Annotated in this window: 17 protein-coding genes and 1 pseudogene; 12 read left to right on the forward strand and 6 right to left on the reverse strand. The window is 71.1% G+C overall.

The genetic code is table 11. The annotated features are described in order from the left end of the window. Positions 1–60 precede the first annotated feature (60 nt). Positions 61–1,092 carry a helix-turn-helix domain-containing protein gene (locus AB0K12_RS01720; protein WP_364554925.1) on the reverse strand — a complete coding sequence of 344 codons (1,032 nt, stop codon included), beginning with the start codon at positions 1,090–1,092 and terminating at the stop codon, positions 61–63. Positions 1,093–1,210: 118 nt separating this feature from the next. Here AB0K12_RS01720 and AB0K12_RS01725 point away from each other — a divergent pair, with 118 nt between their 5' ends. After that, entirely contained in the window at positions 1,211–2,077 is an 867-nt protein-coding gene (locus AB0K12_RS01725) for an NAD(P)-binding domain-containing protein (protein WP_364554927.1), read from the forward strand. A gap of 6 nt (positions 2,078–2,083) precedes the next feature. Here the strand turns inward: AB0K12_RS01725 and AB0K12_RS01730 are convergent, their stop codons facing one another. Further along, complete coding sequence (locus AB0K12_RS01730; RefSeq protein ID WP_364554929.1) at positions 2,084–2,518, reverse strand: GNAT family N-acetyltransferase; 435 nt, start codon at positions 2,516–2,518, stop codon at positions 2,084–2,086. A 118-nt stretch (positions 2,519–2,636) separates the two neighbouring features. Here AB0K12_RS01730 and AB0K12_RS01735 point away from each other — a divergent pair. The 3 genes and pseudogenes from AB0K12_RS01735 to AB0K12_RS01745 all read left to right on the forward strand — a co-directional run. Beyond that, positions 2,637–2,747, forward strand: a pseudogene (locus tag AB0K12_RS01735) (ABC transporter ATP-binding protein); the annotation flags it as partial. Then, a complete protein-coding gene (locus AB0K12_RS01740) occupies positions 2,744–4,330 on the forward strand; it encodes a thiamine pyrophosphate-dependent enzyme (protein ID WP_364554931.1) in 1,587 nt (528 codons plus the stop codon). The pseudogene AB0K12_RS01735 and the gene AB0K12_RS01740, both read left to right, overlap by 4 nt. An 11-nt stretch (positions 4,331–4,341) precedes the next feature. Then, complete coding sequence (locus AB0K12_RS01745; RefSeq protein ID WP_364554933.1) at positions 4,342–5,802, forward strand: aldehyde dehydrogenase family protein; 1,461 nt, start codon at positions 4,342–4,344, stop codon at positions 5,800–5,802. Here the strand turns inward: AB0K12_RS01745 and AB0K12_RS01750 are convergent. Both AB0K12_RS01750 and AB0K12_RS01755 read right to left on the reverse strand, forming a co-directional pair. Next, complete coding sequence (locus tag AB0K12_RS01750) at positions 5,799–6,659, reverse strand: MurR/RpiR family transcriptional regulator (protein ID WP_364554935.1); 861 nt, start codon at positions 6,657–6,659, stop codon at positions 5,799–5,801. The genes AB0K12_RS01745 and AB0K12_RS01750 overlap by 4 nt on opposite strands. Further along, positions 6,656–8,086: a glycoside hydrolase family 3 N-terminal domain-containing protein gene (locus AB0K12_RS01755; RefSeq protein ID WP_364554937.1), complete on the reverse strand. Its 1,431-nt coding sequence runs from the start codon at positions 8,084–8,086 to the stop codon at positions 6,656–6,658. The genes AB0K12_RS01750 and AB0K12_RS01755 overlap by 4 nt, the downstream gene beginning before the upstream one ends. 86 nt (positions 8,087–8,172) lie before the next feature. On the opposite strand from AB0K12_RS01755, the gene AB0K12_RS01760 reads away from it, so the two are divergent. After that, the gene (locus tag AB0K12_RS01760; RefSeq protein ID WP_364554939.1) at positions 8,173–9,702 is read left to right on the forward strand and encodes a family 10 glycosylhydrolase; all 1,530 of its coding nucleotides are present in this window, start codon (positions 8,173–8,175) and stop codon (positions 9,700–9,702) included. Positions 9,703–9,864: 162 nt separating this feature from the next. Here the strand turns inward: AB0K12_RS01760 and AB0K12_RS01765 are convergent, their stop codons facing one another. Then, positions 9,865–10,512 (reverse strand): FHA domain-containing protein, encoded by a 648-nt coding sequence (locus AB0K12_RS01765; RefSeq protein ID WP_345396031.1) that lies wholly within the window; start codon positions 10,510–10,512, stop codon positions 9,865–9,867. 181 nt (positions 10,513–10,693) lie between these two features. Here AB0K12_RS01765 and AB0K12_RS01770 point away from each other — a divergent pair, with 181 nt between their 5' ends. From AB0K12_RS01770 to AB0K12_RS01800, 7 genes are all read left to right on the forward strand, one after another. After that, positions 10,694–11,815: a citrate/2-methylcitrate synthase gene (locus tag AB0K12_RS01770; RefSeq protein WP_364554942.1), complete on the forward strand. Its 1,122-nt coding sequence runs from the start codon at positions 10,694–10,696 to the stop codon at positions 11,813–11,815. Then, positions 11,812–12,111: a DUF3017 domain-containing protein gene (locus tag AB0K12_RS01775; RefSeq protein ID WP_364364851.1), complete on the forward strand. Its 300-nt coding sequence runs from the start codon at positions 11,812–11,814 to the stop codon at positions 12,109–12,111. The genes AB0K12_RS01770 and AB0K12_RS01775 overlap by 4 nt, the downstream gene beginning before the upstream one ends. A gap of 53 nt (positions 12,112–12,164) precedes the next feature. Continuing rightward, the gene (locus AB0K12_RS01780) at positions 12,165–13,382 is read left to right on the forward strand and encodes an NADP-dependent isocitrate dehydrogenase (protein WP_364554944.1); all 1,218 of its coding nucleotides are present in this window, start codon (positions 12,165–12,167) and stop codon (positions 13,380–13,382) included. Between the two features lie 107 nt (positions 13,383–13,489). Beyond that, positions 13,490–14,953: a tetratricopeptide repeat protein gene (locus AB0K12_RS01785; protein WP_364554945.1), complete on the forward strand. Its 1,464-nt coding sequence runs from the start codon at positions 13,490–13,492 to the stop codon at positions 14,951–14,953. A 173-nt stretch (positions 14,954–15,126) separates the two neighbouring features. Next, positions 15,127–16,155, forward strand: coding sequence for a polysaccharide deacetylase family protein (locus AB0K12_RS01790; RefSeq protein ID WP_364554947.1), 1,029 nt, complete (start codon positions 15,127–15,129; stop codon positions 16,153–16,155). 161 nt (positions 16,156–16,316) lie between these two features. After that, a complete protein-coding gene (locus AB0K12_RS01795; RefSeq protein WP_364554949.1) occupies positions 16,317–18,443 on the forward strand; it encodes a transporter substrate-binding domain-containing protein in 2,127 nt (708 codons plus the stop codon). Between the two features lie 58 nt (positions 18,444–18,501). Continuing rightward, complete coding sequence (locus AB0K12_RS01800; protein WP_364554951.1) at positions 18,502–19,500, forward strand: malate dehydrogenase; 999 nt, start codon at positions 18,502–18,504, stop codon at positions 19,498–19,500. A 67-nt stretch (positions 19,501–19,567) separates the two neighbouring features. Here AB0K12_RS01800 and AB0K12_RS01805 read toward each other — a convergent pair whose 3' ends face one another. After that, a complete protein-coding gene (locus AB0K12_RS01805; RefSeq protein WP_364554953.1) occupies positions 19,568–19,720 on the reverse strand; it encodes a hypothetical protein in 153 nt (50 codons plus the stop codon). Between the last annotated feature and the right edge of the window lie 29 nt (positions 19,721–19,749).

Genomic DNA, 19,749 nt, shown 5'->3' on the forward strand with positions numbered 1-19,749 from the left:
ATGGACCCGGAGCCCATGGGGCACCTGAGTTCTCAAGGAACCTGCGGCGGCGTCCGCGCTCTAAGACGGTGACCGGACTGGGTGGCGCGGAGACCGTTGCGGGCGGCCCAGGTCCGTGGAAGGGCAGGGAAACGCGCGGCGATACTCGGTGGGCGTCACCCCGAGGTGTGCCGCGAAATGATGGCGGAGGTTGTTCGCGCCGCCGAGCCCGCTGCGTTCGCTGATCTGCTCGATGGACAGATCGGTGGTCTCCAGGAGCTGCTGAGCGCGGGCGAGCCGCTGGTGGAGCAGCCACTTCATCGGGCTGGTGCCGGTCGCCGCCCGCAGGTTGCGGTGGAAGCTGCGTACGCTCATCCCCGCGCGGGCGGCCAGGTCCTCGACGGTGAGCGGGGCGTCGAGGTGCTCCAGCGCCCAGTGCAGGACGGGGGCGATCCCGTCGTCGGTCACATCGACGGCGCGCTCCACGAACTGAGCCTGTCCGCCCGGCCGGTGGGCGGGCACCACGAGGCGGCGGGCGAGCTGGTTGGCCACCCGCGCGCCGAGGTCGCGGCGGACGATGTGCAGGCACAGGTCGAGCCCGCCGCTGAGCCCGGCGCTGGTGAGCACGTCGCCGTCGTCGACGTACAGGACCGAGTCGTCCACCCGCACCTGCGGGTACCGCTCGGCCAGCTCGCGGGTGTGCTCCCAATGGGCGGTGGCGGGACGGCCGTCGAGGAGGCCCGCGGCGGCGAGCGCGAACACGCCGTTGCAGAGCGAGACCATCCGCGCGCCCGCGGCGCCCGCGCGGCGGAGGGCGTCGAGCAGTTGCGGGGGCAGGTCGCGGTCGCCCCGCATGTACGCCTCCGGCACGACCGGGACGATCACGGTGCCCGCCCGCTCCAGCTCCTCCAGCCCGTACGGCGCGTTGCAGGTGAACCCCGGCACCGAGGAGGCCGTCCCGGGGCGCATCCCGATCACCCGCAGGTCGTACCACGGGTCCGCGAGGTCGCTGTGGTCCACGCCGAAGACCGCCGTGGCGATGCCCAGCTCGTACATGTCCCACATGGAGATGGCGTCGTCGATCACGACGAGCGCCACGGTGCCGGCATTCACGACGCCCACCCTATGGCAGGAATTTGGTGAATATCGGCACTCCTGCCAATGTCGGCCGCCAGCTCGCGTTGTCATCATGGTGGCTCGTCACCATCGAAACGGACAGAAAGCGACAGACATGGCAGAAACACCGGTCACCGTCATCGGCATGGGCATGATGGGCCGGGCGCTGGCCGCCGCCTTCCTGAAGGCGGGCCACCCCACGACCGTCTGGAACCGCACGCCGGGCAGGGCGCAGGCCCTGGTCGAGGCGGGCGCGAGCGAGGCTCCGACGGTGGGCGCCGCCGTCGCCGCCGCCCCGCTCGTCGTCGTCTGCGTACGAGACTACGACGCCGTACGCGACCTGCTCGCCCCGGCGGAAACGGGGCTGTCCGGCCGCGCCCTGGTGAACCTCACGTCGGGCGCGTCCGACGAGGCCCGCGCGATGGCCGGCTGGGCGGCAGAACGCGGGGCCGAGTACCTGGACGGGGCGATCATGATGACCCCGCCCGGCATCGGCGCGCCGGAGACGGTCATCCTGTACGGAGGTCCGTCCGGCGCGTACGAGGCGTACGAGCAGACCCTGCGGGTGCTGGGCGGCGGTACCACGCTCATCAGCACCGACGTCGGCCTCCCGTCGTTGTACGACGTCGCGCTGCTCGGGATCATGTGGTCGACGTTCAACGGCTTCATGCACGGCGCGGCGCTCCTGGGCACCGAGAAGATCGCGGCCACCGACTTCCTGCCGATGGCCACGGACTGGCTGAAGGGGGTGGCGTCGTTCCTGACGGCCTACGCCCACCAGATCGACGCGAACTCCTTCGCCGCCGACGACGCCACCCTGGAGACCCAGGTCCCGCCGGTCCGGCACCTCATCCACGAGAGCCGGAAGCGCGGCATCGACGCCACCATGGCGGAGTACACCGGCGAGTTGCTCGCCGAGGCGATCGACCGCGGGCACGCCCTCGACAGCTACGCCCGCATCATCGACCACTTCCGGAGGTGAACGCCGTCAGGGGCTCGTGTAGTGGTGGAGGAGGGCGGGTTCGCCGGCGGCGTTGAGCCACCGGCCGCGGGTGGTGCCGGTGTGGCGCCAGCCCGTCCGTTCGTACAGGGCGATGGCGGCGGCGCCCTCTGACGAGACCTCCAGCTTGAGCGGGCCCGGGGTGGCGGCGCGGACGGTGTCGAGGAGGCGGGCGGCCAGGCCGCGGCCGCGCGCGGCCGGGGTGACGAACAGGCGGACGATCTCCGAGTCCCGGGTGAGGCCGACGTGCCCGAGTACGGCGCCGTCCTCGACCGCGACCCAGGCCGACGTCAGGTCGGAGGGGGTGAGCCAGCCGCCGGGGTCGCTCGGCCAGTCGACGGGGTAGCGGTCGGCGGCCTGGACGTGGGCGAGCGCCTCCACGCAGGCGTCCAGGTCGGCGGGCAGACGAAGACGGATGTGCATGCGGGCCAGGGTACGGCCGCACGCCGGGCTCCCGTTCGCACGGTCAGGGTAGGCGAGTGCCGCGCCCGCTGCGTGGCCGGGCTGCTGCCTCTTCCCCTGGATGGCCGTGTGCCAGAACGTCGACCTGCCGCCCGAACGCGACCAGCTCACCACCCGGTCGCTGCCGCGTTTCCGCGAGCTGCGCGGGCACATCTACCGGCAGATCCAGCGGGCGAGGGGAGAACGATGACCACCGTCAAGGACGCCGTCTTCGACGTGCTGCGCCACCACGGGCTGACCACGCTGTTCTGCAATCCGGGCTCCACCGAGGTGGCGCTGCTCACGGGGCTGCCCGACGACCTGCGCTTCGTGCTGGCCCTGCACGAGGGTTCGGTCGTCGGCATGGCCACCGGCTGGGCGATCGGGCGCGACGCGCCCGCGCTCGCCGTGCTGCACACCACCGCCGGGCTGGGCAACGCCGTCGGCGCCATCGCGACCGCGCGCGAGAACCGGGCGCCGCTCGTCGTGCTCGTCGGGCAGCAGGACCGCCGGCACCTGGCGCTTGAGCCGTTCCTGACCGGGCGGCTCGCGGGGCTGGCGGGCGACTATCCGGTACGGGTCGACCAGCCCGTACGCGCCCAGGACGTGCCAGGAGCGGTCGCCAGGGCCGTGCACGAGGCGCGTACCCACCGGGGGCCCGCGCTGGTCGTGGTGCCGATGGACGACTGGGACGCGCCCTTCGAAGGGGAGATCCTGGCGGCGCCGGCCAGGCTCGTGCGGCCCGCGTCGGTGGCGGACGCCGAGCTGGCCCCGCTGGTGGAGCTGCTGGCCGGGGCCGAGAGGCCGGCGATCGTGGCGGGCGCGGGCGTGCGCGACGGGTGGGACGCGCTCGTGGCGCTGGCCGAGCGGCTGGGGTGCGCGGTGCACCAGGAGTCGTTCGGCGGCCGGGCCGGGTTTCCCCAGGACCATCCCCAGTACGCCGGCGTGCTGCCCGCCGACCGGGCCAGGCTGCGGGAGCGGCTGGCGGCGTACGACGTGGTGCTGGCCGTGGGGGCGCCGGTGTTCCGCCAGTATCCGTACGTGCCGGGGCCGCTGGTCCCGCCGGGCACCGCCGTCGCGCTAGTCACCGACGACCCGGCCGAGGCCCACCGCAGCCCGGCCGACCTGGCCGTCCTGGCCGCGCCGGAAGCCGTCTGCGCCCGCCTGACCGCCCTGCTCCCGCAGCGGCCACGCGCCACGAGCAACAAGCCCGCAGCACAGGAGCACACCACGAACGGCCCGCTCCGGCCCGCCGACGTGCTGCGCGAGCTGGCGCTGCGGCTGCCCGCCGACGCCGCGCTCATCGAGGAGACCCCCTCGGCCCGCCCCGACCTGCACCGCCTCGTCCCCGCCAGGACCTCGCTCGGCTTCCTGTCGGCCGCGATGGGCGGGCTCGGGTTCGCGCTGCCCGCCGCCGTGGGGCTGAAGATGGCGCTGCCCGACCGGCCGGTGGTGGCCGTGGTCGGCGACGGCTCCGCGCTCTACGGCCTGCACGCCCTGTGGAGCGCCGCCCACTACCGGGTGGGCGCCCTGTTCGTGGTGCTGGCCAACGGCAGGTACGCGGTCATGGACCGGCTCGCCGAGCAGCACGGCGGCGGCAAGGCGCCGTGGCCGGCGTTCGGCGAGATCGACATGGGCGCGCTGGCCAGGTCGCTCGGCTGCCCGGCCGTCACGATCGGCTCGCATGCCGAGCTGATCGCGGCACTCGATGACATCATGCCCGTACTGCCCGGCCGCGACAGCCCCCTGCTGCTCGACGTCGCCGTGGCGGTCGATCCGCGGTTCCAGCCCTGAGGAGGCACACCATGACGTTCTTAGACCCGAAGACGTGGACGGGGTCGATCTTCGACGGGAGCTGGACGGCAGCGCGGGCCGGTGAGGCGCCCGTCATCGAGCCCGCGACGGGCAACGAGCTGGGCAGGGCGGGCACGGCCGGCGCCGAGGACGTGGCTGCCGCCGCCGTACGCGCCAGGCGGGAGCAGCGGGCCTGGGCGGCGACCTCGTACGAGGAGCGGGCCGCCCTGCTGCGCCGCGCGGGCAGGCTGTTCGAGGAGCACGCCCAGGAGATCCAGGACTGGATCGTCAGGGAGTCCGGCGGAGTGCCGGGCAAGGCCGGGTTCGAGACGCACGTGGCCGCCCAGGAGTGCTACGAGGCGGCGGCGCTGGCCAGCCAGCCGGTCGGCGAGATGCTGCCCACGGCGCGCAAGCGGCTCAGCTTCGCCCGCCGGGTGCCGGTCGGCGTGGTGGGCGTGATCGCGCCGTTCAACTTCCCGCTCATCCTCGGCATCAGGTCGGTCGCCCCTGCCCTGGCGCTGGGCAACGCGGTGGTGTTCAAGCCGGACCAGCGCACCGCCGTCTGCGGCGGCTACGCCGTCGCCCGCGTCTTCGAGGAGGCGGGGCTGCCCCCTGGGCTGCTGCACGTGCTGCCCGGCGGGCCGGAGGCCGGGCAGGCGCTGGTCGCCGACCCGAACATCCCTGTCATCTCCTTCACCGGCTCGACCGCGGCGGGACGCAAGGTCGGCGAGGCGGCGGCCCGCGCGCTCAAGCGGGTGCACCTGGAGCTGGGCGGCAACTCGGCGCTGGTGATCTTCGACGACGCCGACCTCGACGCGGCGGCCTCGGCGGGCGCGTGGGCGTCGTTCTTCCACCAGGGCCAGATCTGCATGACCTCGGGACGCCACCTCGTGCACGAGTCGGTGGCCGCCGAGTACGTCGAGCGCCTGGCCGCCAAGGCCGACGGGCTGCCGGTCGGCGATCCGGCCACCGGTCAGGTCGCGCTCGGCCCGCTCATCGACGCCGGGCAGCGCGACCGCGTGCACCGCCTGGTCACCGAGAGCGTGACGGCCGGGGCCAGGCTGGCGGCGGGCGGCTCGTACGAGGGGCTGTTCTACCGGCCGACGGTGCTGGCCGAGGTCCCGGTGCGGGCACCCGCGTACGCGGAGGAGGTGTTCGGCCCGGTGGCGCCGGTCACCACGTTCTCCACCCTGGAGGAGGCGGCGGCGCTGGCGGCCGACTCCGAGTACGGCCTGTCGCTCGGCATCCTCACCAGGGACGTCATGAAGGGCCTGGCGCTGGCCGAGCAGGTGCCGACCGGCATCGTGCACATCAACGACCAGACCGTGGACGACGAGGCGGTGGCGCCGTTCGGCGGCGTGGGCGCCTCGGGCACCGGCAGCCGCTTCGGCGGCACGGGCGCCAACGTCGACGCCTTCACCGAGACGCAGTGGGTCACGGTGCAGGGCGACATCGCCGGTTACCCGTTCTAGCGGTTGCGGTAGCGGTCGGTGGCCTCGCGGGTGGCGCGGATGGCGGCTTCGGCGCTTTCGTAGCGCCGCTGCGCCAGCCCGACGAAGATGCAGTCCACGATGAGGAGCTGGCTGATCCTGCTGGCCAGCGCGCCCGGGCGGAACGCCGTCTCGCGGCCCGCGGAGACCAGCGTGTGATCGGCCAGCTCCGCCAGCGACGAGCGCGGGTTGTCGGTGATGGCCACCAGCAGGGCGCCCGCCTCTGCGGCGGTGCGGGCCGGCACCAGCACGTCGGGTGTCTCGCCGCTGCAGCTCACGGCCACCACGACGTCGCCGTCGCGGAGCAGGGCCGCGCTGGTCAGTGCGAGGTGGGCGTCGCTGAACGGGTGGCTGGACAGGCCGATGCGCAGCAGTTTCTGCGACATGTCGGTCGCGACCAGGCCCGAGGCGGCGACGCCGTACACGTCGATCCTGCGTGCCTCGGAGATGGCCTTGACGACCTCGCCGAGCCGGTCGGGGTCGAGCTGGGCGGCGGTGTCGGCGAGCGCCTCCGACTCGGCCCGCGCGACCTTGGCGATGACGTCCGTCAGCGGGTCGTCGGGCGCGAGGTCGCCGGGCACGAGCCGCTCGGGCTCCTTGGCGACGGCGGCGGCGAGCGCGAAGCGCATCTGCGAGTACCCGGCGAAGCCGAGGGCCCGCGCGGTGCGCACGATCGTCGCCTCGCTCGTTCCCGACACGGCGCTGAACTCGGTGATCGTGCTGCGCACCACGAGGCCGGGGTCGTCCACGATGAGGCGGGCGATCGACTGCGCGGCGGGGGTGAGCGAGGGCAGGACGGCGCGTACGGCCGCCACCGGGTTCGCCTGCTCGACGCTCATCGGGTCATCCACTCGGCCGCGGCCTGGGCCGACACGCGGGAGATGCCGTGCGTGTGGACGTGCGTGCCGCCTTCCGGCGCGGCGGGCACGCCGGTGTCCACCACGAACGCGTCGGGGCGGGCGGCCAGGGCCCGCGCGACCGTCTCGCGCACCTGCGGATGTCTGGCCGCGTCGTGCACCACGAGCACCACGGGACGATCGCCGAGCGCGGGCAGCTCGCCGCCCTGCTCCAGCCGCACCCGTGCGGTGCCCGGCAGCAGGGCGGTCAGCGCGGTGGCGACGCCGGTCGGCGTGTCGGCGTCGATGGCCTTGTTGAGCCGGGTGTTGACCTCGACGACCAGCGGGGCGCTCGTCAGCCTGCCGTCGCCGGTCGTGGTGAGCGCGCGGCGGGCGGCGTCCAGGCCGACGCCCTCGTCCACGTCGCCGTGGGCCTTGGCGCGCAGCTCGGACTGGGCGGCGTACCAGGTGGACAGGGCCTTCACGCGGGCGGCGGCCTCGGCCAGCCGCTCCTCGGCCAGCCGGCCCTCGCGGACCGCCGCGACGATCGCCTCCGCGATCTCGCGCAGGCCGTTCTCGTCGCTCAGGCCGACGCAGATGGCGTCCACGCCGGCGTCGAGCGCGCGTACGGCGATCTCGCCGGGCGGGGCCATGGCGGCCACCGCCCGCATCTCGATGGCGTCGGTGACCAGCATCCCGTCGAAACCGAGCTCGCCCCTCAGGAGCTCGGTCATCACGGTACGGCTGAGCGTCGCGGGCACCGCGGGATCGAGTGCGGGCACGAGCAGGTGGCCCGACATGATCGAGCGCACCCCCGACTCGATCGCGGCGCGGAACGGCGGCAGGTCGCGCTCCAGGAGCAGCTCCCTGGTGGCGTGCACGGTGGGCAGCGCCAGGTGGGAGTCGGTGACCGTGTCGCCGTGCCCGGGGAAGTGCTTGGCGCAGGCGGCCACCCCGGCGCCCTGCACGCCTTCGACGTACGCGGCGGTGTGACGGGAGACCAGCTCGGCGGCGGCCCCGAACGAGCGCACGCCGATCACGGGGTTGGCCGGGTCGGCGTTCACGTCGGCGGAGGGCGCGTAGTCGAGAGTGATGTCCAGCTCGGCGAGCATCCTGCCGATCTGGCGGCCCACCCGCTCGGTGAGCCGCACGTCGTCCACCACGCCCAGCGCCCTGTTGCCGGGGAAGGAGCTGCCGTCCGCCACTTCGAGCCGGGTGACCGTGCCGCCCTCCTCGTCGATGGCGACGACGACGTCCGGGTTCTCGGCCCGCAACTCGCGGACGAGGTCGGCGCCGACGGCGTTGCGGGCGAACAGCACCACGCCGCCCAGACCCTCGCCCAGCGCGCGGCGCAGCCAGTCGGGAGCAGAGGTCCCCTCGAACCCCGGATGCAGCACCGTCATCGCCAGTCTGTACAGGTCACCGCTCATCGGCATTTTCCTTCACGGTTGTTGATCTGAAGGTAATTTTCTGTCATCGTCGCCTTCGATACAACCACTTCCGAGAGGCACCCCCCATGCCCAGCAGAAGGACTCTCCTCAAGGGTCTCGCTCTCGCCGCCGCCGCATCGGCCGTTCCCCTCCCGGCCTTCGCCCAGCCCGGGTACGTGCCCCCGCTGCGCCAGATGCGCGGCATGTGGATCGCGTCGGTGGTCAACATCAACTGGCCGTCGAAGCCGGGACTGACCGCCGAGCAGCAGAAGGCGGAATACCTCGCCTGGCTCGACGTGGCCGTGCAGCGCAAGCTCAACTCGGTGTTCGTGCAGATCAGGCCCACGGCCGACGCGTTCTGGCCGTCGCCCTACGAGCCGTGGTCGCAGTACCTCACCGGCACCCAGGGCCAGGACCCCGGCTACGACCCGCTCAAGTTCGCCGTCGAGGAGACGCACAAGCGCGGCCTGGCCTTCCACGCCTGGTTCAACCCCTACCGCGTCTCGATGCAGGCCGACCCGGCCCAGCTGCACCCCGACCACCCCGGGCGCAAGCACCCCGACTGGATCGTGCCGTTCGGCGGCAAGCTCTACTACAACCCCGGCATGCCCGAGGTCAGGAAGTTCTGCCAGGACGCCATGATGGACGCGGTCACCCGCTACGACATCGACGGACTGCACTTCGACGACTACTTCTACCCGACCAACACCACCGGCTTCGACGACGCCGAAGAGTTCGCCGAGTACGGCGCCGGCTTCCCCGACCTCGCCGCCTGGCGCCGCAACAACGTGGACCTCATGGTCCAGGAGATGCAGCAGCGCGTGCTCAGGGCCAAGCCGGAGATCGCGTGGGGCATCAGCCCGTCCGGCATCTGGCGCAACAAGGGCACCGACCCGCTCGGCTCCGACACCAACGGCGGCCAGTCGTACGACAACCTGCACGCCGACACCCGCGGCTGGGTCAAGAAGGGCTGGCTCGACTACATCGCGCCGCAGCTCTACTGGTACATCGGGCAGCCGCCGGCCGATTACTCCAAGCTCGTGCCGTGGTGGTCCGACGTGGCCGCGGGCACCAAGACGCTGCTGTGGATCGGGCAGGCGGCGTACAAGGCGGGCGACCCGGCGCAGGCGGCCGAGTGGCAGGCGCCGGACGAGCTGTCCAGGCACCTGACGCTCAACCGCGACCACCCCGAGATCGGCGGCGACATCTGGTACAACGCCAACGACGTCAAGGTGGACAGGCTCGCCTCCATCACGACCGCGGTCAACGACCACTACCAGCGGCCCGCGCTCGCGCCGGTGCTGCCCCGGCTCGCGGGCGGCAGGGCGCCGTCGCGGCCGGTGGTGGCGTACGCGCTGCGCCGCCACGGCGGGGTCGAGGTGCGGGCGGTGGCCACCGGGAAGGACGAGCCCTTCCAGTGGGCCGTCTTCCGCTTCGACCGGCCCGCGAACTCCCGCGCCTTCGACGACGCCCGCAACCTGGTCGCCGTCGTGCCGGGCGACCGGCAGCTGCGCTGGGTGGACGCCGAAGGCAAGCGCGGCCACCACTACTACGTCGTCGCGGTGGACCGGGCGAACAGGACCAGCAAGCCCAGCAACGGGTTCAGGGTGATCTGAGAGCGTGCTGCGCCCGGCTGCGTCGCCGGTCAGACCGGCGACGAGCCGCGGCGCCGCCCTGAGCAGGGCGTACGCCGTTGCCCGCGCCCCCCGGAGGGGGTGATGTCCAGGTTCCGACGCTGCCGGAACCCCTCGCCGTGGCCCCGGTCGCGAACCTTGAGACTACGAAGCCCTGCGCCCGGCCGCCGAAGCCTGCTCGGGTGCGGCTCCCGACGACCTCTGCGGTGGCACCACAGGGGTCGGGCGGACCAGCCCGAGCGCGACGACCTCGTTGGCCAGCCGTGTGCGCCGGTTGGTGCCCTCGGGAATCCTGAACTTCTGGTAGAGCCGCAGCAGATGCTGCTTGACCGCGGCCTCGGTCACGACCAGGTCGTCGGCGATCTCGCGTGCCGTCGCCGGAGCGACGAACGCCTCATCGGACAGCGCCGGCCGGCAGAGCGAGGTCAGCACATCGACCTCGCGCCTGGTCAGCTCGGGTGCCGCCGCCCTGCGCAGCTCGACCTCGGGGGTGAAGTCCTCACGGGGGACTCCACCGATCCGGCCGCGTGCCGCGCCGAAGGAGACGACGTCGCCGTCGTCAAGGACCCTCCGGGCGATCGGCCTGCCGTTCACCCGCGTGCCGTTCCTGGACAGTCCCAGGTCGACGACATACAGGTAGGGTCCTCGTCTGACGAACTCGGCATGGAGTCGAGACACGCTGGGGTCGGTGAGCCGGATGTCTACACCCCGGCCCCTTCCGACCGTCGTGATCTCGGGGCGCAACGGGACCACCTCGCCAGTGTCCTCGATGCGTATGAACGGCCCCTCCACGGCAGTTCCTCCCCAGGTAGCCCGCCGTAACTATTACTACAGCTCCGGCTTACCCAACCGAGGGGATGCGGAATCGCCTTTGCCGAAAGGAGAATCCGTCGTGAAATTGGTCTGGACCTGTGCCGTCGGTTTTGCCTGCTCACGGGTAGACTTCGGGCGGAGATAAGCGGAGGAAACACTCATGGCGGACAAGCCCACGAAAGGTCTGGCCGATGTCGTCGCCGCGTCCACAGCGCTGAGCGACATCGACGGAAAGGCCGGTCGCCTCTTCTACCGTGGATACGACATCCACGACCTGGCCGGCCGCGCGACGTTCGAGGAGACCGCACACCTGCTCCAACGTGGCAAGCTGCCCACCCGCTCCCAGCTCGACGCCTACGGCGACGAGCTGGCACGGGGCCGCGAGCTGGGCGCCCTGGTGTCCGCGAACATCGCCGAAATCGCCGAGAAACAGAAACCCATGGAGGCGCTGCGCACGCTGGTCTCGCTGGCGGGCGCCGACGACGCCGACAAGGACTCCATCGACCCCGAGGCCAACCTGCGCAAGGCCGCCCGCCTGGTGGCCCAGCAACCGCTGCTCGTCGCCCGCTACCACGCCGCGCGCACCGGCTCGGAGGCGCCCGAGCCCGACCCGTCGCTGAGCATCGCCGCCAACTTCCTGCTCCAGGTCACCGGCCGCACTCCCGGCCAGCGCGAGGTCGAGATCTTCGACGAGTGCCTGGTGCTGCACGCCGACCACACCATGAACGCCTCCACCTTCGCCGCCCGCGTGTGCGCCGCGACGCTGTCGGACATGCACTCCGCCATCGTCGCCGCCATCGGCACCCTCAAGGGCCCGCTGCACGGCGGGGCGAACGAGCAGGTCATGAAGACGCTGGAGTCGCTGTCGCCGGGCGGCGTCGCCCAGGCCGTACGCGACAAGCTCGCCGCCGGCGAGAAGATCATGGGCTTCGGCCACCGCGTCTACAAGACCGAGGACCCCCGCGCCACGCACCTGCGCCGCATGTCCGCCGAACTCGGCGAGGCGAGCGGCGACGACACGTATTACCGGATGTCGAAGGAGATGGAGGAGGTCGTCTTCGAGACCAAGGGCCTCTATCCCAACGTCGATTTCTACGCCGCTTCCGTTTACCACTACCTTGGCATTCCGACAGACCTGTTCACGCCGGTCTTCTCCGTCAGCCGCATGTCAGGCTGGACGGCTCACGTGATCGAGCAGCACGCCGACAACCGGCTGATCCGCCCCGACAGTGAGTACATCGGTGAGACCGACCAGAAGTGGAAGCCGATAGAAGAGCGTTGAGCAACGGGACCGAACGCGAGACCTGGGGGCCGTACCCGCTGATCCTGGTGGGTGCGGCCGCCGGTGTGCTCGCCATGTTCATCGCCGACCCGCGCTGGGGCGGGTTCGTGCTGGGGGCCGTCATCATGATCGCGGCCGCGCTGCGTTTCGCCGGTTACGGCGGTCAGCTCGCACTCAGGAGCAAGAAGATCGACGTCATCACGCTGTCCGTGTTCGGATTCGTGCTGGTGCTGACCTCGCTCCTTCTCGGCAACAACGAGCTGAAAGCGATCATCCTGTCCCTTTTCGCCCCGTGACCTGACGGTCCGATAGCCTCAACGCATCCATTCATTGAAGGGGAACCATTCGCATGCCCAAGATCAAGGTGGAGGGCCCCGTCGTCGAGCTTGACGGCGACGAGATGACCCGGATCATCTGGCAGTTCATCAAGGACCAGCTGATCCTTCCCTACCTCGACGTCGACCTGAAGTACTACGACCTCGGCATCGAGCACCGCGACGCCACGGACGACCAGGTCACCATCGACGCCGCGAACGCCATCAAGAAGTACGGCGTCGGTGTGAAGTGCGCCACCATCACCCCGGACGAGGCGCGTGTCGAGGAGTTCGGCCTCAAGAAGATGTGGAAGTCCCCCAACGGGACCATCCGCAACATCCTCGGCGGCGTGATCTTCCGCGAGCCGATCATCATGTCCAACGTGCCGCGCCTGGTGCCCGGCTGGACCAAGCCCATCGTGGTCGGCCGTCACGCCTTCGGCGACCAGTACCGCGCGACCGACCTGAAGATCCCCGGTGAGGGCACGCTGACCCTGACGTACACGCCGAAGGACGGCTCCGAGCCGATCGAGCTCGACGTGTACGACTTCCCCGGCAGCGGCGTCGCCATGGCGATGTACAACCTCGACGAGTCGATCCGCGACTTCGCCCGCGCCTCCATGCGCTACGGCCTGGCCCGCAACTACCCGGTCTACCTCTCCACGAAGAACACCATCCTCAAGGCCTACGACGGCCGCTTCAAGGACATCTTCGCCGAGGTCTACGAGAGCGAGTTCAAGGCCGACTTCGAGAAGGCCGGCCTCACCTACGAGCACCGCCTCATCGACGACATGGTCGCCGCGGCGCTCAAGTGGGAGGGCGGCTACGTCTGGGCCGCGAAGAACTACGACGGCGACGTCCAGTCCGACACCGTCGCGCAGGGCTTCGGCTCCCTCGGCCTGATGACCTCGGTCCTGATGACCCCCGACGGCAAGACCGTCGAGGCCGAGGCCGCCCACGGCACCGTGACCCGCCACTACCGCCAGCACCAGCAGGGCAAGCCCACCTCCACCAACCCGATCGCCTCGATCTTCGCGTGGACGCGTGGCCTGGCTCACCGCGGCAAGCTCGACGGCACCCCCGCCGTCACCGACTTCGCCGACAAGCTGGAGCAGGTCTGCATCGAGACCGTCGAGAGCGGCCAGATGACCAAGGACCTCGCGCTCCTGGTCGGCGGCGACGCCGAGTGGCTCACCACGCAGGACTTCCTCGCGGCGCTCGACGAGAACCTCAAGAAGAAGATGTCCGCCTAGCCGAAAACGGCCTCTACCTGCGACTACGCGGCATGGTGGGGGCCGTTTCGCATGCCTGGGCCGTCTTCGCCGTCGCGTGTCAGTAGTGATCTGTAGGCTCCTGCGCCATGTCAACATCACCTACGTCGCTCGACATGGCCTTCGCCCTGCTGCGGGAGGGCCGGCTGGTCGACGCCGAGCAAGTCATGGTGCGAGAACTTCAGGACATCACGCAGAAGTACGGCTCCGGCAGCCCCGAGTGGGCGTCGGTACAGTGCGATTTAGGTAACGTCCTGCTCAATGCGGACCAGCCGGACAGAGCGGTTGAATGTTACCGCGCCGCCTGTTCCGGTCCGGTGCCCCGCGATCCCGACGCGCACAGGGACCGCCTGACGTACCGGATGAACCTCGGCATGGTGCTCGCCAGGACCGGGCGGCTGGACGAGGCCGAGGCGGAACTGCGTGCCAACGTGCGAGAGCGGCTCGACTTCTACGGTCGCGAGCACGCCGGTTACGCGTTCGGTCTGGAGCCGCTGGCCGAGGTGCTGCTCAGGCGCGGCGACCTGCGCCCGGCCCGCGAGACCGTGGAGGAGACGATCCAGAACTTCTGGCGCAACGGTCACGAGCGGATCGCCACCGCGCTGGCGCTGCGGGCCAGGATCGTGACGGCCGCCGGTGGCGGTGAACCTGCCTTCGTCGGGCTGGAGCAGTTGCCGGACGAAATCGTCGAAGCGGTGGCGCTCGCCGTGCTCAACACGGTCGGCGAGCGCCCGGAGACGGACGGCGCCGTGTTGTCCCTGCTGGCCGAGGCCATGGAGGCCCGCCTGGGCCCGGACCACCAGGTGACGCTCAACACGCTCTCCCAACTGGCCAACTCCGATCGGAGCGGCCATGGCGAGGGCCGCGTCATGGCGATCAGGAAAGTGCTCGCCTCCTACCACCGGCAGGGCAGGGCGGAGGAAGCACTCATGGCCGAGCTCGGCCTGGCGATGGCGCAGAGCGACACCGGTGACCTCGAAGGCGCCCTCCGCACCTATGCCGAGGCCCTTGACAGGGCGCAGGGCCTCGACAGGGCCGACCTGGTCGCCCAGGTCTTACGGAACTGGGGACTGGCGCTGGCGGAGGCGGAGCAGCCGGCCGAGGGGGAGCAGCGCCTGCGCGAGGCGCTGTCCGCCGCCGAGTACAGCGGCAACCAGGAGCTTCTCGGGCGCGTACGTATCGCGCTCGGCCTGTTCCTCCAGCACCAGGAGCGGCTGGCCGAAGCCCGTCACGTCGTGGAGGCCGGGCTGGGCACGCTCGACGTGGCGCACCCCGATGCCCTCGTGGGGCGCAGCCACCTGGGCGCCATCATGGAGGGCCGCTCGTGCGGCTGTGGCGACCTGCCTGGGGTGGTCGCCGAGGCGTTCCGGGAGTTCGTCCACAGCAGACTGCCGCAGGATCTGCTCGCCGACCTCGGTGTGAGCCTCAAGGACGGCGACTTCGCGGTGAGCGTCGAACTGCGTCGCCAGCCCACTGAGGACGAGCTCGACCAGCTCAACCGCGTGGTCCAGACCGCCACCGCCGAGTTCCGCCGCCGCGTCTCCGCGAGGTGACATGCAGGAAGGGCCACGGCGGCTGCGTACGGCCTCTGCCTCCCTGGCAGGGGCCGTTCGTTTTGTCGGGGAGGCGCGTTTTCCCAGCTCTTGACCCCGGGGGCGGCGTGGCGTAGTTGATCACGTGGGTAAGAGCCAGCTCAGAACAGTCGTACGCGTTTCGGGGGGTAAGGATGCGACTGCGAAATCTGAGTGGGCTGGGGGCGCTCATCGCCGCCGCTCTCCTCACGGGCTGCGACTCTCAGCCCGAGACCGCCAAGCTGACCAACAACAAGGTCGACGCGGCGGCCAAGGCCAAGGCGGACAGGGCAGCCAAGGTGAAGCGGGCCGCCGCGGTGAAGGCCAACGAGCTGGGGCAGATCCCGGTGCTGATGTTCCACCGCATCGTGCCCAAGCCGCAGACCACCGACGACCGGTCGCCCCAGCAGTTCAGGGCCGATCTGGAACGGCTGGTGAAAGAGGGCTACGTGCCCGTCTCGGCCGGCGAACTGGCGACCGGCAAGATCGACATCCCGGCGGGCAAGCACCCCGTGGTGCTGACGTTCGACGACTCGTCGCCCTCTCAGCTCACGCTGAACGCGATGGGCGTGCCGCAGAAGGACACCGCGGTGGCGATCCTGAAGGAGGTGGCCGCCGCGCACCCGGGCTGGAAGCCGAAGGCCACCTTCTACGTGACGCGCGACATGTTCGGCAAGACCGTGCGCGAGGAGCAGGCCCAGGCGCTGCTGTGGCTCAAGGACAACGGCTTCGAGCTCGGCAACCACACCCGCGACCACTTCAACCTGCGGGGCCGCTCGCAGAAGGAGGTCGAGGAGCAGATCGGCTCGATCGGCAAGGAGATCGAGGCCCTGTCGTACGTCAAGCCCGTCACCATCGCCCTGCCGTACGGCAACCAGCCGAGCAAGAAGAACTGGGCGCTGCGCGGCAAGGCGTACAAGCACGCGGGCGCGTTCCTGGCCGGCTACACCCCGGCACCGGCGCCGTTCAGCAAGGCGTTCGACCCGGCCGGCATCCCGAGGATCAAGGTCATGGAGAAGAAGGGCGACTGCGCCCAGTTCTGCTCCGAGGCGTGGCTCGACTGGCTGAAGAAGAACCCGGACATGCGCTACACCTCCGACGGTGACCCGCGTACGGTGGCGTATCCCAAGTTCAAGGCGCCCTCGCTGCGCAAGGCGTTCGCGACCTGGAGCCTGCCCTACTGATCGGCCCCACCCGCGACCCACGTCGACCCCGGCGCCGGAGATCGGCGCCGGGGCGGGAAAGAGGCGAACCCGTGACGTACCTAAGCCTCAACCGATCCCTGAGAAGTTGCTGAGCGTCGTAAAGTTTGCGTCGATGGGTTCAGTACACGTGGGGATGACGAATGCCGCAGATCTCGCCGCTGGTCGCCGGCGATCCCACCGAGCTGGGGTCCTTCCGGCTGTCAGGACGGATCGGGGAGGGCGGGCAGGGCATCGTCTATCTGGGGGTCAACAACCAGGGTGAGCGGGCCGCGATCAAGCTGTTGCACGTCAAGTTCAGCGGCGACACGATCGCGCGCTCGCGCTTCGCGCGGGAGCTGAAGGCGGCGCAGCGGGTGGCGTCGTTCTGCACGGCGCGGGTCATCGAGGCCGACCTCGACGGTGACACGCCGTACATCGCGAGCGAGTACATCGACGGCCGGCCGCTACGCGAGATCGTCGAGACAGACGGGCCGCTCACCGGCACCGTGCTCGACCGGCTGGCCATCGGCACCGCCACCGCGCTCACCGCGATCCACCACGCCTCGATCGTCCACCGCGACTTCAAGCCCGACAACGTGCTGATCGCCGCAGACGGGCCGCGCGTGGTCGACTTCGGCATCGCCCGCATCATCGACTCCACCGGTACGATCACCAGCCGCGCCATCGGCACGCCCGCCTACATGGCGCCCGAGCAGATCGCCGGCGACGACATCGGGCCCTACACCGACGTGTTCTCCTGGGGCGCGACCATCGCGTTCGCCGCCACGGGGCAGGTCGCCTTCGAGGGCAAGTCGATCGCGGTCGTGCTCAACCGCATCCTCAACCACGAGGTCGACGTCACCATGATGGCCGAGCCGCTGCGCGGCGTGGTGAGCTCGGCGCTGGCGAAGAACCCGGCCGACCGGCCGTCCGCCGACCAGATCCTGCTGCGGCTGCTCGGCCAGTCGTCCACGGCGGGCGCTTCGACGGCGGTGCTGACCAAGGGCGTGCAGGTGGCGAGCGACGACACCACGCCGTTCCTGCGGGTGTCGGCGGGCTCGATCACCGACCGTCCCGGCGTGACGGGCGCCTCCCCGGCCCAGCCCGCCCCGACCGGCCCCCAGCCCGCGCAGAGTCACCAGCCCGCGCAGAGCCCCCAGACCGGCCCCCACACCGGCCCCCAGGCCGGCGGCTCTCCGACCGGTCCCCAGACCGGCTCCCACACGGGCTCGCAGGCCGTCCCAGGTCCGCACACCGGTGCCCAGGGCCCGCACCTGCCGGCTCCCCACACGGCTCCCCACGCCGGGGCCTCCGCGCTCCAGAACGCGCCGACCGGCCCCGGACAGCACCCTGGCGGCGTGGCGCCGCCGGAGGGGGGTGCGGCGCCGCACGCGCCGACCGGGCCCGCCGCGCCCGCACGGCGCGGGCGGGCCAGGCTGTGGATCGCGGTGGCCACCGCGCTCGTGCTGCTCGCCGCCGCCGCGCTGGCGCTGTTAGCGAACGGCTGGCGCCCGCTCGCCTTCTTCGAGCAGGTCGATCCGCAGAGGGAGGACTCCGGCGGTGCGGCCACGTCGGTCGTGGACAAGGTGGCCCAGACCGGGAAGATCGTGATCGGGGTCAAGGGCGACCTGCCGGGCATCGGGCTGCAGAACGGCGGCTCCTTCGAGGGCTTCGACGTCGACGTCGCCAAGCGCATCGCGGCCGAGCTGGGCGCCAGGGAGACGACGTTCGTCAGGGTCGGGCGGGACGACCGGGCGTCCGCGCTGGCCGAGGGCCGGGTCGACCTGGTCGTGGCGACGTACTCGATCGACAAGAGCGACACCCAGTTCGCCGGGCCCTACTACCTGGCCCATCAGGACGTCCTGGTGCGCGCCGGCGACATCGGCGACATCGACGAGCTCAAGGGCAAGCGGGTGTGCGCGCTCAACAGCCCGTCGGTCGGCGCCGTCCAGGACCGCGTGCCGGTCAAGCCGGTCGCGGCCAGCGACTACGCCGCCTGCATGGACCTGCTGCGCACCGGCAAGGTGAGCGCGGTGCCCGGCGAGGACCTGATCCTCGCCGGGTTCGCGGCCCGCGAGAACCTGCGCTTCAAGATCCTGGGCGCCAAGCTCAGCAACGAGCGCTACGCGGTCGGCATCAAGGACGGCGACGTCAAGACATGCAAGGCCGTGTCCGGCGTGATCGCCGACATGTACGCCAAAGGCGTCATGGAGCAGCTCCTGACCAGCTATTTCGGCAAGGTCGACTTCAAGGAGGAGCTCAAGGTGCCCGCGATGGAAACCTGCTGATGACGAGCGGGTAACATCCCGAACGTCAATGATTCACGCTGCGAGTTAGGGGAAGGCCATGGCGTCGTCAGCCACTGAGCCCGTCAAGGTGCCCGTCAAGGTGACCGTCACCGGAGCCGCCGGCCAGATCGGCTACGCGTTGCTGTTCCGCATCGCGTCGGGGCAGCTGCTCGGCGCCGACACGCCGGTGAAGCTGAGCCTGCTGGAGATCCCGGCGGCGGTGAAGGCGGCCGAGGGCACCGCGATGGAGCTGGACGACTGCGCGTTCCCGCTGCTGTCCGGCATCGAGATCACCGACGACCCCAACGTGGCCTTCGACGGCGCCAACGTCGCGCTGCTGGTCGGCGCCATGCCCCGGAAGGCCGGCATGGAGCGCGGCGACCTGCTGGGCGCCAACGGCGGCATCTTCGGCCCGCAGGGCAAGGCCATCAACGACCACGCGGCCGACGACATCAAGGTCCTGGTCGTGGGCAACCCGGCCAACACCAACGCGCTCATCGCCCAGCAGAACGCTCCCGACGTCCCGGCCGAGCGCTTCACCGCGATGACCCGCCTCGACCACAACCGCGCGCTGTCGCAGCTCGCGGCCAAGCTCCAGGTGCCGGTCACCGAGATCAAGCACATGACGATCTGGGGCAACCACTCCGCGACGCAATACCCCGACCTGTTCCACGCGGAGGTGGGCGGCAAGGTCGCGGCCGAGCAGGTCGACGGCGACTGGCTGCGCGAGACGTTCATCCCGACCGTGGCCAAGCGCGGCGCGGCCATCATCGAGGCACGCGGCGCGTCCTCGGCCGCCTCGGCCGCCAACGCCGCGATCGACCACGTCTACGACTGGGTCAACGGCACCGAGTGGACCTCCGCCGCCGTGGTCTCCGACGGCTCCTACGGCGTGCCCGAGGGCCTCATCTCGTCCTTCCCGGTGCGTGCGGCCGGTGGCAGGTTCGAGATCATCCAGGGCCTCGAGATCGACCCGTTCTCCCGCGAGCGCATCGACGCCAGCGTGCGGGAGCTGGCGGAGGAGCGCCAGGCGGTCAAGGACCTCGGCCTCATTTGACGCACTACCGCACACGCGCGCCTTCCGCTTGGGGAGGGCGCGCGTTCGCGTCTCGGGGGTCAGCCGGTCACGGAGTGGCCGCCTCGTCGCTCGGCGCGGGTTCCACGGCCGGTACGGGGCCGGGCGTGGCGAAGACCACACCGGCGGCGGTCAGGAGGCCGCCCGTCACGACGAGGGCGACGAAGAGCAGCTTCGTGACCCTTGGTGAAAAGCTCCTCACATTTGCGTATCACAGCACAGATCGCACAC

It is taken from the genome of Nonomuraea sp. NPDC049419 (genome assembly GCF_040676995.1).
Classification (GTDB): Bacteria; Actinomycetota; Actinomycetes; order Streptosporangiales; family Streptosporangiaceae; genus Nonomuraea; species Nonomuraea salmonea.

What these genes read in the sequence shown, in the direction of transcription:
- AB0K12_RS01740 (WP_364554931.1), top strand. Translation starts at nt 2,744, where the DNA reads ATGACCACCGTCAAGGACGCCGTCTTCGACGTGCTGCGCCACCACGGG.
- AB0K12_RS01760 (WP_364554939.1), top strand. Translation starts at nt 8,173, where the DNA reads ATGCCCAGCAGAAGGACTCTCCTCAAGGGTCTCGCTCTCGCCGCCGCC.
- AB0K12_RS01725 (WP_364554927.1), top strand. Translation starts at nt 1,211, where the DNA reads ATGGCAGAAACACCGGTCACCGTCATCGGCATGGGCATGATGGGCCGG.
- AB0K12_RS01770 (WP_364554942.1), top strand. Translation starts at nt 10,694, where the DNA reads ATGGCGGACAAGCCCACGAAAGGTCTGGCCGATGTCGTCGCCGCGTCC.
- AB0K12_RS01800 (WP_364554951.1), top strand. Translation starts at nt 18,502, where the DNA reads ATGGCGTCGTCAGCCACTGAGCCCGTCAAGGTGCCCGTCAAGGTGACC.
- AB0K12_RS01785 (WP_364554945.1), top strand. Translation starts at nt 13,490, where the DNA reads ATGTCAACATCACCTACGTCGCTCGACATGGCCTTCGCCCTGCTGCGG.
- AB0K12_RS01795 (WP_364554949.1), top strand. Translation starts at nt 16,317, where the DNA reads ATGCCGCAGATCTCGCCGCTGGTCGCCGGCGATCCCACCGAGCTGGGG.
- AB0K12_RS01755 (WP_364554937.1), bottom strand. Translation starts at nt 8,086, where the DNA reads ATGAGCGGTGACCTGTACAGACTGGCGATGACGGTGCTGCATCCGGGG.
- AB0K12_RS01750 (WP_364554935.1), bottom strand. Translation starts at nt 6,659, where the DNA reads ATGAGCGTCGAGCAGGCGAACCCGGTGGCGGCCGTACGCGCCGTCCTG.
- AB0K12_RS01780 (WP_364554944.1), top strand. Translation starts at nt 12,165, where the DNA reads ATGCCCAAGATCAAGGTGGAGGGCCCCGTCGTCGAGCTTGACGGCGAC.
- AB0K12_RS01790 (WP_364554947.1), top strand. Translation starts at nt 15,127, where the DNA reads ATGCGACTGCGAAATCTGAGTGGGCTGGGGGCGCTCATCGCCGCCGCT.
- AB0K12_RS01745 (WP_364554933.1), top strand. Translation starts at nt 4,342, where the DNA reads ATGACGTTCTTAGACCCGAAGACGTGGACGGGGTCGATCTTCGACGGG.
- AB0K12_RS01730 (WP_364554929.1), bottom strand. Translation starts at nt 2,518, where the DNA reads ATGCACATCCGTCTTCGTCTGCCCGCCGACCTGGACGCCTGCGTGGAG.